Genomic DNA, 14,960 nt, shown 5'->3' with positions numbered 1-14,960 from the left:
CACCCAGCCAGTCCACAGCCAGGAGGAAGCGCGACATGACAGAGTGTAATCACATCAATGCCGGCAGGCGCGGCGTGCTGATCGCCGGCGCGCTGTCGGCCACGGCGGCGGCCGTGCCCGGCGTGGCAGGGGCGGCCGAGGCCGTCAATGCGGCCAGCCTGGCCGGCGCTTCTCCGCCGCCCGTCCTGATGAAAGTCAGCCTGGACGTCAACGGCCAGCGCCACAGCCTGGAACTCGACACGCGCACCAGCTTGCTCGACGCCTTGCGCGAACACCTGCACCTGACAGGAACCAAAAAGGGTTGCGACCATGGCCAGTGCGGCGCCTGCACCGTCATGCTCGATGGCCAGCGCATCAATGCCTGTTTAACGCTTGCTGTGATGCATGACGGCGCCAAGGTGACCACCATCGAGGGACTGGGCACGCCCGACAAGTTGCACCCGATGCAGGCCGCCTTCATCGCGCATGACGGTTACCAGTGCGGCTACTGCACGCCGGGGCAGATCTGCTCGGCCGTGGCCGCACTGGGAGAAATCCGCCAGGGCATCCCCAGCCACGTCAGCACCGACTTGAATGCGGCCCCCTCGGTGACGCCCGAAGAATTGCGCGAGCGCATGAGCGGCAACATCTGCCGTTGCGGCGCCTATTCCAACATCATCGAGGCCATCACCGAGGTGGCGGGGAGGCCGGCATGAGAGTCTTCAGCTACCAGAAGGCCGCCACGCCGGCCGAAGCGGCGGCCGCCGCCTTGAACACGCCGGGCGCCCGCTTCATCGCGGGCGGCACGAATCTGCTCGACCTGATGAAACTGGAAATCGAGACGCCCGCGCACTTGATCGACGTCAATGGCCTCGCGCTGGATAAAGTGGAAGCAACAAAGGACGGTGGCTTGCGCATCGGCGCCCTCGTGCGCAACACGGCCTTGGCAGCCCACGCCACGGTGCGGCGCGATTATGGCGTGCTGTCGCGCGCCTTGCTGGCCGGCGCCTCCGCGCAGCTGCGCAACAAGGCGACGACGGCTGGCAACTTGCTGCAGCGCACGCGCTGCCCGTATTTCTATGACACGAACCAGGCCTGCAACAAGCGCGTGCCGGGCAGCGGCTGCTCGGCCATAGTCGGCTTCAGCCGGCCGCTGGCGATCCTGGGTGGCAGCGGCGACTGCATCGCCACGCACCCGAGCGACATGGCCGTGGCCATGCGCGTGCTTGACGCCAGCATCGACACGGTGCGGGCCGACGGCGCCGTGCGCAGCATCCCCATCGCCGACTTTTACCGTTTGCCGGGCAACACACCGCAACTGGAAACCGTGTTGCAGCCGGGCGAACTGATCACCAGCGTGACCTTGCCCCGGCCCGTCGGCGGCATGCATGTCTACCGCAAGGTGCGCGACCGCGCCTCGTACGCGTTCGCGCTGGTGTCCGTGGCGGCCATCATCTTGCCCAATGGCACGGGCCGATTGGCCTTGGGCGGCGTCGCGCCGCAGCCGTGGCGAGTGCCTGCTGCCGAGCAGGCGATACCGAATGGCGCCGCCGCCGTGAGCCAGCAGTTGCTGGCCGGCGCCAAGCCGACTGACGACAATGCCTTCAAGGTGACCCTGGCGCAGCGCACCGTGGCGTCCGTATTGGCTGAAGCACAAGCGAAGAAAGGCTAGGGCCATGAAATTCACGACACCCGCCACCACCAATCCCATCGACCAGCTGAAAGTCGTCGGCCGCCCCACGGACCGCATCGACGGTCCCCTGAAAACCACGGGCACGGCGCCATACGCGTATGAACAGAACAAGGCCGCGCCGCATGCGGCCTACGGTCATGTCGTCGGCGCGGCGATTGCCAAGGGGCGCATCGCTTCCATTGACACCAGCGCTGCGCGGCGCGCGCCCGGCGTGCTGGCCGTGGTGACGGCGGAATCGGCCGGCAAGCTTGGCAAAGGCAAGATGAATACGGCGAAGCTGCTCGGTGGTCCGGACATTGAACATTACCACCAGGCCATCGCGCTGGTGGTGGCGGAAACCTTCGAACAGGCTCGCTCGGCCGCGCAGTTGCTCGATGTCAAGTATGTCGAGCAGAAGGGCGCTTTCGACCTGGCCACGGCCAAGGGCACGGCGAGCAAGCCGAAAGACGGCAAGCCCGACAGCAAGACGGGCAACTTCGCCGGTGCCTTTGCCAATGCGCCAGTGCGCCTGGACGCTACTTATACGACGCCTGACCAGTCGCACGCCATGATGGAGCCGCACGCCTCGATTGCCGCCTGGGAAGGCGACAAGGTGACGGTGTGGACGGCGAACCAGATGGTGGACTGGGGCCGGGGCGACCTGGCCCGGACCTTGGGCATACAGAAAGATAAGGTGCGCATCGTTTCGCCTTACATCGGCGGTGGTTTCGGCGGCAAGCTGTTCGTGCGCGCGGAAGCCTTGCTGGCGGCCCTGGGCGCGCGCGCGGCGCAGCGTCCCGTCAAGGTCGCCCTGACGCGGCCCTTGATGTTCAACAACACGACGCACCGGCCCGCCACCATCCAGCGCCTGCGCATCGGTGCCACGCGCGACGGCAAGATCACGGCCATCGGCCATGAATCGTGGTCTGGCGACCTCAAAGGTGGCCAGCCGGAAACGGCCGTGATGCAGACGCGCTTGCTGTACGCGGGACCGAACCGTATGACGGCCATGCGTCTGGCCGTGCTCGACCTGCCGGAAGGCAATGCCATGCGCGCGCCGGGCGAGGCGCCGGGGCTGATGGCGCTGGAAATCGCCATGGACGAGATGGCGGACAAGCTGAGAATGGACCCCATCGTGTTCCGCATCCTGAACGACACCAAGGTGGACCCGGAAAAACCGGGTAGACCGTTTTCCCAGCGCCGGCTGATCGACTGCCTGCGCACGGGCGCCGTGGAATTCGGCTGGAAGGAGAGATCAGCGCAGCCGGGCATGCGGCGCGACGGGCGCTGGCTCGTCGGCATGGGCGTGGCGGCCGCCTTCCGCAACAACCTCGTCATGCAGTCCGCCGCCCGCGTGCGCCTCGATGGCAATGGCGTAATCACGGTGGAAACGGATATGACGGATATCGGCACGGGCAGCTATACCATCATCGCGCAGACGGCGGCGGAAATGCTGGGCGTCACTTTGAACCGTGTCATCGTGCGCCTAGGCGACTCGGATTTTCCCGTTTCGGCCGGGTCGGGCGGGCAGTGGGGCGGCAACAGTTCCACAGCCGGCGTGTACGCGGCCTGCGTGCGCCTGCGCCAGGCCATCGCCGGCAAGCTGGGCTTCGATGAGAAAGAGGCGCGCTTTTCCGATGGCCAGGTGAGCCAGGGCGAGCGCAGCGTGCCGCTCGCTGCCGCCGCCTACCATGGCGACGTCGTTGCGGAAGACCACATGGAATATGGCGACCTCGATAAAAAATTCCAGCAATCGACGTTTGGCGCGCATTTCGTCGAGGTGGGCGTGGACAGCGACACGGGCGAAGTGCGCGTGCGCCGCATGCTGGCCGTGTGCGCGGCCGGCCGCATCCTGAACCCGAAAGCGGCCCGCAGCCAGGTCATCGGCGCCATGACCATGGGCGTGGGCGCGGCTCTGATGGAGGAACTGGTGGTCGACCAGCGCCGCGGCTTCTTCGTCAACCACGACCTGGCCGGCTACGAAGTGCCCGTGCACGCCGACATCCCGCATCAGGACGTCATCTTCCTCGACGAAACGGACCCCATGTCTTCGCCCATGAAAGCCAAGGGCGTGGGCGAGCTGGGCATCTGCGGCGTGGCGGCCGCTGTTGCCAATGCCGTGTACAACGCGACGGGCGTGCGGGTGCGCGACTATCCGGTAACGTTGGACAAGCTGCTGCGGGGGCTGCCCATAATGGCCTAGACTCGGCTTGGCGTCGGCTTGGCGTCGGCCTCGCGCCGCGCGCGTGACAAAGCGTGTATTTTTGGTAATTTTCAGGTGCTATGCTCGGAACGCATCTTGCGGGGCACATTCGCGGCCCGCAAGCTCAATGCCGCCAGGAGAATGCATGAACAGCTCGCCAATGCCGCCGCGGATACTGATCGTCGATGACGAGCTGGCGCATGTGCGCGCTCTTTGCGAGACCTTGCGCGGCCAGACCTACGACACGACGGGCCTCGCTTCGGGCGAGGCGGCGCTATCGCTGCTGGCCGTCGAATCGTTCGACCTGCTGCTGGTCGACCTGATGATGCCAGGCATGAACGGCATCGCCGTGGTGGAAGCGGCACGCCGGATCGATCCTGACCTGGCGTGCATCATCATGACGGGCGAAGGCACGATCGCGTCGGCCGTGCAGGCCATGAAGGCGGGGGCACTTGATTATGTCGTCAAGCCGTTCAAGGTCTCGGGTATCCTGCTGATACTGGTGCGGGCGCTGGAAACGCGCCAGTTGCGCATCGCCAATGCGCGCCTGGAACTGCTGCTGCGCCAGCACACGGCCGAACTGGACGCCATGAACAAGGATTTGCAGCTGGCCCGCGAGGTGGCCGAGCGGGCAAACCAGGAAAAGACCAATTTCCTGTCCAGCATGAGCCACGAGTTGCGCACGCCGCTCAACGCCATCCTCGGTTTTTCGCAGATGCTGACATCCGATTCCATCCCTTCGACGGCGCAGGAAAGGAAAACCTTTGCCTCGCACATCTTCGGCGCCGGCCGGCACCTGTTGACTTTGATCAACGATATCCTCGATATCGCCAGGATCGAGTCGGGCAATATGTCGCTGTCGATGGAACCCGTGGACCTGGCCGGCATCTACCACGAATGCTGGCAAATGATGGAGCCGCTGGCGCACAAGCGCGGCATCACCCTGACATTCGTCGAAGCGGACGGAGTGCATGTGCTGGCCGACCGCACGCGCCTCAAGCAGGTGCTGATCAACCTGCTGTCGAACGCCGTCAAGTACAACCGCGACCAGGGCGAGATCCACGTCGATTGCCAGCCCATCGATGCGCGCCAGCTGCGCCTGTCCGTGCGCGACACGGGCGCCGGGCTGAGCGCCGCGCAGCTCGAGGCGCTGTTCCAGCCCTTCAACCGGCTGGGACGCGATGCGCGCGACGAGGAGGGCACGGGATTGGGGCTGGTGGTCAGCAAGCGCCTGGCCGAAGCCATGCAGGCCCGGCTCGGCGTGGCCAGCACGCCCGGACGTGGCAGCACCTTCTGGCTCGATATCGCCAGTTGCCCGGCGCGCCAGCCGTTGCAGGACAGTCCGCACCTGCCCGTCATGGCCCGGCCCGCCGAAACGCCACCATTGCCAGACCGCAAGACGCTGCTGTATGTGGAAGACAATCCCCTGAACGTGACCCTGGTGGCGGGCCTGATCCATTTTCGCCCCGACCTTGACCTGCTGTCGGCCGGCGACGGGCAAACGGGGCTGGACATGGCGCGCCGCCATCTGCCGCAGCTGATACTGATGGATTGCGACCTGCCCGACATCAGCGGCACGCAAGTCATGCAGCTGCTGCGCGCCGATCCGCGTACCGCGCATATCCCCGTCATCGCCCTGACGGCCGTGGCCGGGCCCGGCGATATCCGCCAGGGGCTGGCGGCCGGGTTTTACCGCTATCTCACCAAGCCGATCGACGTGCAGGCGTTTTCCGAGGCCATCAACAGCGCGCTGGACTCGGCCACGGCGCAGTGCAGCGCATGAGCGGCCTGGCGCCGGCGCGGCGGGCGGTCCGGTTGGCGGCCGCACTGCTGCTGGCGGCGCTGGCCGCCATTGCCCTCTGGCGGCTTGCTGCCCGTCCCGCGCCGCCGCCCGCTCCCGTGGAAGTGCTGCGCCTGGCCGTGAATGCGGAATACGTGGGCAGCTGCCCCGTGCTGGCCGCGCACGGGCACGGTTATTTTGCGCGCGAAGGCATCGACGCGCAGCTGCAGCCGTATTCGTCGGGCAAGGCGTCGCTGGAAGCCGTACTGCAGGGCAAGGCCGACCTGGGTACGGTTTCCGATATTCCCGTGGTACTGGCCAGCCTCAAAAACCAGTCCGTCGTCATCCTCGCCAGCATCTTCGAGGCCGAGCGCGACCATGGCATCGTCGGGCGCCTGGACCGCGGCGTGTCCACGCCCGCCAGCCTGAAGGGCAAGCGCATCGGCGTGACCCTGGGCACGTCCGGCCAATTCACGCTGGACGCCTTCTTGAACCGCCAGAAGCTGTTGCCCGCGGAAGTCACCTTGCACAACTACACGCCGGACCAGCTGGCCGGGGCGCTGGCGCGCGGCGAGGTCGATGCGGCGGCCGGCTGGGAGCCGTTCCTGACTGGCATGACGCAGGCCATCGCGGGCAAGGCGGCCATCTTCTATGGCGAGGATGTGTATGCCGGCCTGTTCAATGTGGCCGGCACGGGCGACTATGTGCGTGCCCACCCGGCGACGATGCGCAAGGTGCTGCGCGCGCTGATCGCCGGCGCGCGCTTTTGCCGGGACGAGCCCGATGCCGCGCGGGCCCTGTTTTCCAGCGCGTCGGCCAGCGAGGCGGCGCGCCTGCGGACGGCCTGGCACCGCTATCAATTTGATATCGTGCTTGATCAGGGCTTGCTGCTGGCGCTGGAAGACGAGGCGCGCTGGGCCATCAAGAACCGGCTGGGCGAGCGCAGCGACATGCCGAACTTCCTCGACGCCGTCTACCTGGACGGCCTGGAAGCCGTGGCGCCATCGGCCGTGACGGTCATTCATTGAGAAGGCCACCGTGAAAATCGTAACGCGCTTCAAGCTGGCCCAACTGTTTTGCGTGGTGCTCGTGGCCATCATCGTCGCCGTGCTGTTTTCCACCACCCTGGCGATGCAGCGCGAACTGGCGAAGAACAAGGCGGCGGCCGATATCCTGCAAGCCGTCACGTCGCTGCGCTACCTGTCGATCGAATACGCGCTGCACCATGGCACGCGCACGCGGGCCCAGTGGCAGCTGCGCAGCGACTCGCTGTCTTCGGGCCTGCTGGCCACGCCCGCCTTCAACGGCGGCGAGGAGCGCGCGCTGCTGCGCGCATTGCAGGCTGACCTGGCCGGCGTGGGCGGCCTGTTCAACCTGTTTGTGGCGAATCACCGCGAGCTGGGACAGGATCCGCAGCGGCGCGAGGTGCTGGGCGAACTGGAGTCGCGCCTGTCCGGCCAGATCATGGGCAAGGTGCAGGGCATGATCTCGGATGCGATGCGGCTGTCCGAATTGAGCCGGCAAGGCGTGCTCGATGCGCAGCAGCGGGCCAACGTGGCCGTGATGTTGTTTGGCGGGATGATCATCGCGCTGGTGGCCGGTCTGATCTACTTCACCATGACGAGCGTGACGGGACCGCTGGAAAAGCTGCGCCAGGGTACCTTGATCGTTGGCGCCGGCAAGCTCGATTTTGCGCTCGGCCTCAACACCAGAAATGAGATCGGCGACCTGGCGCGCGCCTTCGACGGCATGACGGACAAGCTGCGGCGCACCACGGTCTCGCGCGACGAGCTGGCGCACACGAATGCCGCCCTGGAAACGCAGATCGCCGAGCGCCAGCTGGCCGAGCGCAAGGTGCACGAGCAGCTCGAGCGCCTGAACCTGCTGCAGCAGATTACGCGCTCGATCGGCGAGCGGCAGGACTTGCGCAGCATTTTCCAGGTGGTGGTGCGCAGCCTGGAAGAGCAGCTGCCCATCGATTTCAGCTGTATCTGCCTGTACGAGCCGTCCCAGCACGCGCTGCAGGTGACGTGCGTGGGCGTGCGCAGCGAGGCGCTGGCGCTGTCGTTCATGATGAGCGAACACGCGCACATTCCCATCGACGAGAATGGCCTGTCGAGCTGCGTGCGCGGCAAGCTCGTGTATGAAGCCGACATCGCGGAGGTGGCGTTTCCGTTTCCGCAGCGGCTGGCGCAAGGAGGGCTGCGCGCTCTCGTCATGGCACCGCTGCTGGCCGAAAACACGGTCTTCGGCATCTTGATCGTGGCGCGCCGCAGCGCACACAGCTTTACCAGCGGCGAGTGCGAATTTCTCAGCCAGCTGAGCGAGCACGTGGCGCTGGCCGCCAACCAGGCGCAGCTCTACGGCGCACTGCAGCGCGCGTATGACGATTTACGCCAGACGCAGCAGTCGGTGATGCAGCAGGAACGCCTGCGCGCGTTGGGGCAGATGGCCAGCGGCATCGCGCACGATATCAATAACGCCATTTCCCCCGTGGCGCTGTACACGGAATCGCTGCTGGAAACGGAAACCAATCTCAGTCCGCAAGGCCGGCATTGCCTGGAAGTGATCGAGCGCGCCATCGACGATGTGGCCGCCACCGTGGCGCGCATGCGCGAATTCTACCGCCAGCGCGAACCGCAACTGGCGTTGTCGCCCATCAATGCCAACCTGGTGGTGCAGCAGGTGCTGGACCTGACGCGCGCGCGCTGGAGCGACATGCCGCAGCAGCGCGGCATCGTCATCGCCCTGCACACGGAGCTGGCGGACGAGCTGCCCATGCTGCCCGGCAGCGTGGGCGAACTGCGCGAAGCGCTGACGAACCTGGTTTTCAACGCCGTCGACGCCATGCCGGAAGGCGGCACCCTGACTGTGCGCACCAGCTGCATCGGCGTGCCCGGCCAGGCGGCGCGCCAGGTGCAGGTCGAAGTGGGCGACACGGGCATCGGCATGGACGAGAATACGCGCCGTCGCTGCCTGGAACCGTTTTTCACCACCAAGGGCGAGCGCGGCACGGGCCTGGGCCTGGCCATGGTGTATGGCATGATGGAGCGCCATGGCGCCAGCATCGACATCGTCACGGCGCCGGGGCAGGGCACGGCGGTGCGCCTGGTTTTTCCCGCCTGCGAGGCGGATGAGGAACATGAAGCCTCCGACACGGCCCACGCCGTGCCGCCGCGCCTGCGCATCCTCGTGGTGGACGACGATCCGATGGTGCTCAAGTCCCTGCGCGACATCCTGGAAATCGATGGCCACGAGGTGGTGTCCGCCGATGGCGGCCAGGCCGGCATCGACAGCTTCCTGGCCGCGCACGACAGACACGCGCATTTTTCGGTAGTCATCACGGACCTGGGCATGCCCCACGTGGACGGGCGCAAGGTGGCCAGCGCCGTGCGTCAGTGCTCGCCGGCCACGCCCATCATCATGCTCACGGGCTGGGGCCAGCGCCTGGCGGCCGACAGCGACTATCCCGAACACGTCAACTGCGTGCTGGGCAAGCCGCCCCGGCTGAAGGAATTGCGACGCGCCTTGAATGCGGTCATGTCGACGGTATAGGCCGCCAAGGTTGTTCAACCCCGATCATCGTTGTTTAATCCGTATCAAACTACGCTGTGATGGCCGCACAGCAGCGTGACGACGCATTAGACTTGCAAGGATGGACCCTTCGCTGGCGACGTTGCCAAAGGCGTGATGGGCATGCCTGTTCAAGCGAGTCAAACGCGTTGTCCTCAATGAGGGGGATACTGTGATCATACCGAGACCCCAGCCAGGACCAGCAACTGTCCCAGCGTACAGCAGCGATTTGCTGAGCAAGAAAATAGCGATCCTTGATCTCGTGACGACCTTGACATATAAACTGGCCGTTGCAGTGGGCGCCATCGTCACGCTGACTTATCTGTTTGATATTCAGTTTTTCCCCAGTAGCCTAACGCCAGGCGAAGTGGTATTCTTTATCTTTGTGGCACTGACGTTCGGCTTTCTGTACTGCATCTTCCTGTTGTTCGGTGGCATGTCTGCAGTGTGGCTGCTCCAGCTGCTTTCCTGGCTGGAAAGGCGGGTTTGCAGGAGCCATGCCTCACATGGGCAGGCGACCCTGTTTGTCGTTCCAGCCGGGCTGCGTGGCGTTGGCTATTTCCTGCTATCGCTTTTCTTTTTTTTGCTGTCCTTGCTTTATGCCTTCGCCGGTGCACAACCTACTTTGTTTTTACTAATAATGATCTTTTTTTGTGCCGGTTTTCTCGCCCTTTTTCTAGGCACGGCCGGTACGCAAGCGGGTATCACGGGGACAGGTGCGCAGCCGAAGCCGCAGCGCACACTGGCGCAACTTGCCGCAGTGTTCGTGGCGCCTCTGGTGCTCGTGCTGTTCTTTGGGCCGTTCATGAAGATGGTGCATATGGCTTTCCATCTATTGGGCGTGCGTATTACTGACGTGAGCATCGAAGTCCCCGAGAGCGAGCTCGGCGAAATCGAGCGTGTCACGGAAGTCGTTGGGCGCCCGATCCTTGACTGCCGCAGGGGCGCGGCGGGGCGATTGCTGGTACATCATGCCGATGTGTTGTGGACCGGCGTTGGCGGTGTGTCGCTTGTCACGTTCAGTATACGCACGAAGCCGGAGACCGGCATTTTCAGCCCTGAGCCGACCATCCTCAAGGTTGCCACCTTGCGTCTGGATGCGGCAACGATGCGCATCATCAAGAGCCGGCCTGCGTTGAATCCCTGTTTCGACCTTTCCAATGATTTGCTGTTCAAGACCGCCAGCGAGCAATTATTGCCAACAGCGCAACCGCGTCTGCAGGCTCTTGCCTCAGCCATTCTGGCATCGGGTACGCCGAGTGAAATTCTGGTGCGGGGTCACAGTGACGTCCGTCCTTTCGCGGGAAGCATGGCTGGAAAAGGCGTGGATAATCAGCGTCTATCGGAGCTGCGTGCAGAGGCGATTGTCAATGTGCTCAGAGCTACGCTGGAGGGAAAGAACCTGACATTTACCTCGGAAGGGGCGGGTGCGCGGGAACCGCGCGTAAAATGCCCTGTCGAGGCAATTACTACTTCATATGAGCGTGAACAGTGCACAGCCTTGAACCGCAGGGTGGAGGTGCGCGTGCTGTACGCACGAACGCAATAGGCGAGCCGTGGTAACGGCGTTTGCCGCCGTTGCCGCCGTTGCCACCGCTCGCCTGCCGTTCTATGTCGTTGGATGTGGCATCAGAACCGGTACGTCAAGGTCCCCCGTACGCTGCGCGGCATGCCATACGTGCCTTGTGCATAGGTATTGATGTTGATGTACTTCTTGTCGAGGATGTTTTCCACGTTCAGCTGGGCCGTCAGCTGGCGCGTCAGCTGGTACGTGGCCATCAGGCTCGCCGTGCTGTAGGCCTCTTGCGTCACTCTTTCCTTGCCGTTCGGCCCTTCGTCGTCAAAGTAGAACTTGCTTTGCCAGTTGACGCCGCCGCCCACGGTGAGGTCGGGTTGTACCTTCCAGGTGGCAAACAAGCGCGCCGTCGAGCGGGGCGAGAGGGTGTTGATGTCCTGCTGCTCGCGGTCCCTGGCGCGGAAGTGGCTGGCGCTGGCCGTCACGTTCCAGCCCGGCGCCACGCTGCCCGACAATTCCCCCTCGATGCCGCGGCTGGTGGCGCCGCGCGCCGCATAATACGCTTGCGTGGCGGTGCCGGGCACGCGGTGGGCGCCGTCCGGCTGGGCCAGCTTGTCCTGCCTGATTTCAAAGATGCCGATGGCAGCGTTGGCCCGGCCTTCGGCCAGTTCTCCCTTCAAGCCCATTTCCATGCTTCGCCCTGTCAGCGGGTCCAGCCAGGCGCCCGTGCGGTCCTGGTTTTCCTGCGGGCGGAAGATGTCCGTGTAGCTGGCATACATCGAATACGTGTCGTTCAGGTCCACCACCACGCCTGCATACGGCACGAACTTGCTCTTGGCGAAGGCAAAGCGGGCGCTGCCGTCAAAGCCGATGCGGTCCTTGTCCCAGCGCGTCAAACGCCCGCCGAGGATCAGCTTGGTGTGCTCGGCAAGGTTCAGCCGCGCCGCGCCGTAGGCGCCATATTGCCTGGTCGTGTATTTTTCCGACAGCACGAGTTCGCCCCAGGCCGGCTGCGGGTAGCTGCCGTCCCAGGCGAGGAAGTTGCCGATCGGTTCAGGGTCGAGCGCTTCCTTGACGCTGAACTCGGCGTGCTGCAGCGTGTAATTGGCGCCGACGATGACTTCATGCTGGCGTCCGCCCAGGGTGAACGGGCCAGACACCTTCACGTCCGCGCTGCTCTGCTCGCGCGCGCCGATGTAGCGGTTCGGATAGCCGAGCATGCCGAGACCCGTGATGCGATCCGGCCGTTCGGCCAGGAACACCAGCGGCGTGTCTTCCGTGTGCTTGCTGTACATGGCCTGCGCCTGCGCCTTCCAGCCCTGGCCCAGCGCGTGTTCCAGCGTGGCGTGCACGTTCGTCTGTTCCGTGGCCCAGGCGGCCCAGCGGGGCGCCGTCGTGACGGAACGGTCGAAATTGGTGCGCGTACCGTCGCTGTACCACAGGGGGAAGCCGCCCCAGTTGCTGCCTTTCGGGTCGTTCTGCTGGTAGCTGGAGCCCAGCGTCGCCACCGTGCCGGGCGCCAGGTCCGCCTCGACGGTGGCGTAGGCGAGCTGGCGCTGGTTCGAATAGCCATTGGTAAACGACTTGCGGTCCTGCCAGGCGCCCACGATCCTGCCGCGCACGGAGCCGTCCCCGTTCAGCGGCGTGGCCAGGTCGACGGTGCCCCGGTAATCGCTCCACGAGCCGGCCGCCAGCGACCATTGCCCTTCGAATTGCCTGGCGCTGGCCCGTTTGCGCACCAGGTTGATCGAGGCTGACGGGTAGCCGGCGCCCGTCAGCAATCCCGTGGCGCCGCGCGTCACTTCCACGCGGTCGTAAATGAGCGAATCCATTTCCGATTCGCCGCCCGAATACTGCACCTTATAGGTGGTGGGCACGCCGTCGTACTGGAAGTTGTCGACGTCGAAGCCGCGCGCGGAAAAGGTGCTGCGTTCCGTGTCGAACTGGTTGACGGCGATGCCGGGCGTGTTGCGCAGCACGTCGCGCACCGTCAGCAAGTCCTGGTCGTCCATGCGCTGGCGCGTGATGACGCTGACCGATTGCGGCGTTTCGCGCAAGGCCAGCACCAGGCCCGTGGCGCTGGCCGTGGCCGGCGTCGTGTACGAGCCCGTGCCTTCCGTGCTGGTGCTGCGCTCGGCCGTGGCGCGCACGGCGATGCCGGGCAGGGTGGCCGCGTCGGCCGCCGATGGCAGCCTGCGCACGGCGTAGTGGCCGCCGCCCTGGTCGACAGCGTATAGGCCGCTGCCGTCCAGCAGGCGGGCGAAACCGTCGGCCACCTGGTAATTGCCGTTCAAGCCGCGGCTGTTCAAGCCCGCATACAGGCTGGCGGCGCCGGAAATGCTGACCCCGGCGTCGGCCGCAAACGCGGACAGGACGGCGCCGAGGGGGCCGGCGGCCACCTGATAGTGGCGCGCGGGCGCCTGCAGCGGTTGCTGCTGGGCGGATGCGGGCGCGCTCAAGGCCAGGCTGCCCAGCAGGGCCAGGGTGATGCTGGTGTGGCGGTAGTGCTTCATTGCTTGTTTCCCTTCGTTCATGTGTTGGTCTTGCCTGGGTTGACGGGGCACATGCGCGAAAGGGACATTTTTTAAAGAATATTTATGCGGGTTCGACGGAAATCCACCAGCGGCTATGGCGCCGCACGCGGATGGGTAGCGAGGCTTGCAATAGTGATAATAATTGATCCGTATCATGCAATTGGTACACGCCCGACACGCGCAGCCGCGCCACGGCGGGATCGCAGCGCACCACGCCGTGGCGGTAGCGGGCCAGCTGCGCCAGCACCTGGTCCAGCGGTGTGTCGTCCGCGTACAGCAGGCCCTTGAGCCAGGCGGACGCATGCTGCGCCAGCGGCTGCGGCGCGCCGGCAGCCGCCTCGTCGAAACTGGCTTGCCAGCCCGCCTGCACGATGACGGGCCTGCCTTCAGTAGGCCGCACTTCCACGGTGCCCTGCGAGACGGCCACGTGGGTGCGCGCGTCGAGCAGGCTGTCTTCCTGGCGCACCGTGAAGCGCGTGCCGAGGGCGCGGATGCTGCCGTTACTGGTGCGCACGATGAAGGGACGCCGCAGGGGATCGGGGCTGGTCGCCACGTGCATCTCTCCGCCGCGCAGGTGCACCAGGCGCAGGGCGGCGCCGAAGACGATGTCGGCGGCGCTGGCCGTGTTCAGGCTCAGGCCGCTGCCGTCGGCCAGGGGGAAATGGCGGATTTCACCCGTGGCCGTGCGCAGGTCGGCTGTCCATGCCTGCCATGGCGTCACGCGCAGCATGGCCCAGCCAGCCGGCCCGGCGACGATCAGCACGGTCAGAGTCTTCAGGATGGCGCGGCGCGGCGCGGCGGCCGGGCGGTCGAGCACAGGCATGGCCAGCGGCGGAGGCAGCATGCCGAAGGTACGGCACACCTGCTCGGCTCGCTGCCACGCCGCTTCATGGTCGGGGTGGGCGGCGCGCCAGCGGGCCAACCCCTGTTGCGCGGCAGCGTCCAGTTCGCCGCCTTGCAGGCGCATCATCCAGTGCGCCGCTTCGCGCGCGGCGCGCGCATCGATAGTGGTGCTCATGCCAGCAGCAGGATGCATTGTTCGAACGCCTGCACCATGTAGCGCTTGACGGTGCGCTCGCTGACGTTCAGGCGCGCGGCGATGTCCGCATACGCCAAGCCTTCCAGCTGCGACAGCAGGAAGGCCGTGCGCACTTTCGCGCCCAGGCCGTCGAGCATCGCATCGATCTGGTGCAGGGTTTCCAGGATCAGCAAGCGGTCCTCCACCGACGGCACGGTGGGCGCGGGCAGTTGCGCCAGCGTGGCCAGCCAGGCGTGCTCCAGCGACTGGCGGCGGTAGTGGTCGATCAGCAGGCGGCGCGCCACGGTGGTCAGGTAGGCGCGCGGCTCGCGCAGGGTGACGGCACGTTCGCCGGGCGTGGCCAGCAGCTTGACGAAGGTATCCTGCGCCAGGTCGGCCGCGTGATCGGTACAGGACAATTTGCCGCGCAGCCAGCGCAGCAGCCACGGATGGTGCTGGCCATACAGCAGTGCGACAGGATCGGCGGCGGGGGATACGGCAGACGTCACGATACACTCCAGGTTGGCGCTGAAGTTCCCCCAGGCGGCTGGCAAGTGCAGGCTCTTCTTGAATGCGAATGGTTCTCATTTTACATTGACGTGCCTGAATGTCAATGCGGCAGCTCCGTTGGCAGGGAAATCATGCTCTTTCCGCTATACTGGCCCCCCGATATTGCCGCCCTTAG

At 65.5% G+C, this 14,960-nt stretch carries 10 protein-coding genes; 7 read left to right on the top strand and 3 right to left on the bottom strand.

The annotated features are described in order from the left end of the window. Window positions 1–35 precede the first annotated feature (35 nt). The 7 genes from paoA (at window position 36) to CSQ93_RS05000 (ending at window position 10,756) form a co-directional block, all read left to right on the top strand. On the top strand, window positions 36–695 hold the full coding sequence (gene paoA, locus CSQ93_RS05030; RefSeq protein ID WP_099377031.1) for an aldehyde dehydrogenase iron-sulfur subunit PaoA: 660 nt from the start codon (window positions 36–38) through the stop codon (window positions 693–695). Further along, entirely contained in the window at window positions 692–1,651 is a 960-nt protein-coding gene (locus tag CSQ93_RS05025; RefSeq protein WP_099377030.1) for an FAD binding domain-containing protein, read from the top strand. The genes paoA and CSQ93_RS05025 overlap by 4 nt, the downstream gene beginning before the upstream one ends. A gap of 4 nt (window positions 1,652–1,655) precedes the next feature. Next, a complete protein-coding gene (paoC, locus tag CSQ93_RS05020; RefSeq protein ID WP_099377029.1) occupies window positions 1,656–3,854 on the top strand; it encodes an aldehyde oxidoreductase molybdenum-binding subunit PaoC in 2,199 nt (732 codons plus the stop codon). Between the two features lie 145 nt (window positions 3,855–3,999). Then, window positions 4,000–5,637 carry a response regulator gene (locus CSQ93_RS05015; protein ID WP_233516045.1) on the top strand — a complete coding sequence of 546 codons (1,638 nt, stop codon included), beginning with the start codon at window positions 4,000–4,002 and terminating at the stop codon, window positions 5,635–5,637. Next, window positions 5,634–6,662, top strand: coding sequence for an ABC transporter substrate-binding protein (locus CSQ93_RS05010; RefSeq protein ID WP_099377028.1), 1,029 nt, complete (start codon window positions 5,634–5,636; stop codon window positions 6,660–6,662). The genes CSQ93_RS05015 and CSQ93_RS05010 overlap by 4 nt, the downstream gene beginning before the upstream one ends. Before the next feature lie 10 nt (window positions 6,663–6,672). Next, complete coding sequence (locus CSQ93_RS05005; protein WP_099377027.1) at window positions 6,673–9,189, top strand: ATP-binding protein; 2,517 nt, start codon at window positions 6,673–6,675, stop codon at window positions 9,187–9,189. 247 nt (window positions 9,190–9,436) lie between these two features. Further along, entirely contained in the window at window positions 9,437–10,756 is a 1,320-nt protein-coding gene (locus CSQ93_RS05000) for an OmpA family protein (protein ID WP_099377026.1), read from the top strand. Between the two features lie 80 nt (window positions 10,757–10,836). Here CSQ93_RS05000 and CSQ93_RS04995 read toward each other — a convergent pair whose 3' ends face one another. The 3 genes from CSQ93_RS04995 to CSQ93_RS04985 form a co-directional block, all read right to left on the bottom strand. Then, window positions 10,837–13,257 carry a TonB-dependent siderophore receptor gene (locus CSQ93_RS04995; RefSeq protein ID WP_233516044.1) on the bottom strand — a complete coding sequence of 807 codons (2,421 nt, stop codon included), beginning with the start codon at window positions 13,255–13,257 and terminating at the stop codon, window positions 10,837–10,839. Between the two features lie 61 nt (window positions 13,258–13,318). After that, the gene (locus CSQ93_RS04990; RefSeq protein ID WP_099377024.1) at window positions 13,319–14,275 is read right to left on the bottom strand and encodes a FecR domain-containing protein; all 957 of its coding nucleotides are present in this window, start codon (window positions 14,273–14,275) and stop codon (window positions 13,319–13,321) included. Continuing rightward, entirely contained in the window at window positions 14,272–14,784 is a 513-nt protein-coding gene (locus tag CSQ93_RS04985; protein ID WP_099377146.1) for a sigma-70 family RNA polymerase sigma factor, read from the bottom strand. The genes CSQ93_RS04990 and CSQ93_RS04985 overlap by 4 nt, the downstream gene beginning before the upstream one ends. Window positions 14,785–14,960: the final 176 nt, after the last annotated feature.

The sequence above is a fragment of the Janthinobacterium sp. BJB426 genome (assembly GCF_002735705.1).
In the GTDB taxonomy this organism is placed as follows: Bacteria; Pseudomonadota; Gammaproteobacteria; order Burkholderiales; family Burkholderiaceae_D; genus Janthinobacterium.
Note: the sequence above shows the minus strand (reverse complement) of the source record. Positions and strands in the feature narration are given on the sequence as shown.

Excerpts from the sequence above, each read along its gene's own strand:
- paoA (WP_099377031.1), top strand. The coding sequence starts at position 36 with ATGACAGAGTGTAATCACATCAATGCCGGCAGGCGCGGCGTGCTGATC.
- CSQ93_RS05025 (WP_099377030.1), top strand. The coding sequence starts at position 692 with ATGAGAGTCTTCAGCTACCAGAAGGCCGCCACGCCGGCCGAAGCGGCG.
- paoC (WP_099377029.1), top strand. The coding sequence starts at position 1,656 with ATGAAATTCACGACACCCGCCACCACCAATCCCATCGACCAGCTGAAA.
- CSQ93_RS05015 (WP_233516045.1), top strand. The coding sequence starts at position 4,000 with ATGAACAGCTCGCCAATGCCGCCGCGGATACTGATCGTCGATGACGAG.
- CSQ93_RS05010 (WP_099377028.1), top strand. The coding sequence starts at position 5,634 with ATGAGCGGCCTGGCGCCGGCGCGGCGGGCGGTCCGGTTGGCGGCCGCA.
- CSQ93_RS04995 (WP_233516044.1), bottom strand. The coding sequence starts at position 13,257 with ATGAACGAAGGGAAACAAGCAATGAAGCACTACCGCCACACCAGCATC.
- CSQ93_RS04990 (WP_099377024.1), bottom strand. The coding sequence starts at position 14,275 with ATGAGCACCACTATCGATGCGCGCGCCGCGCGCGAAGCGGCGCACTGG.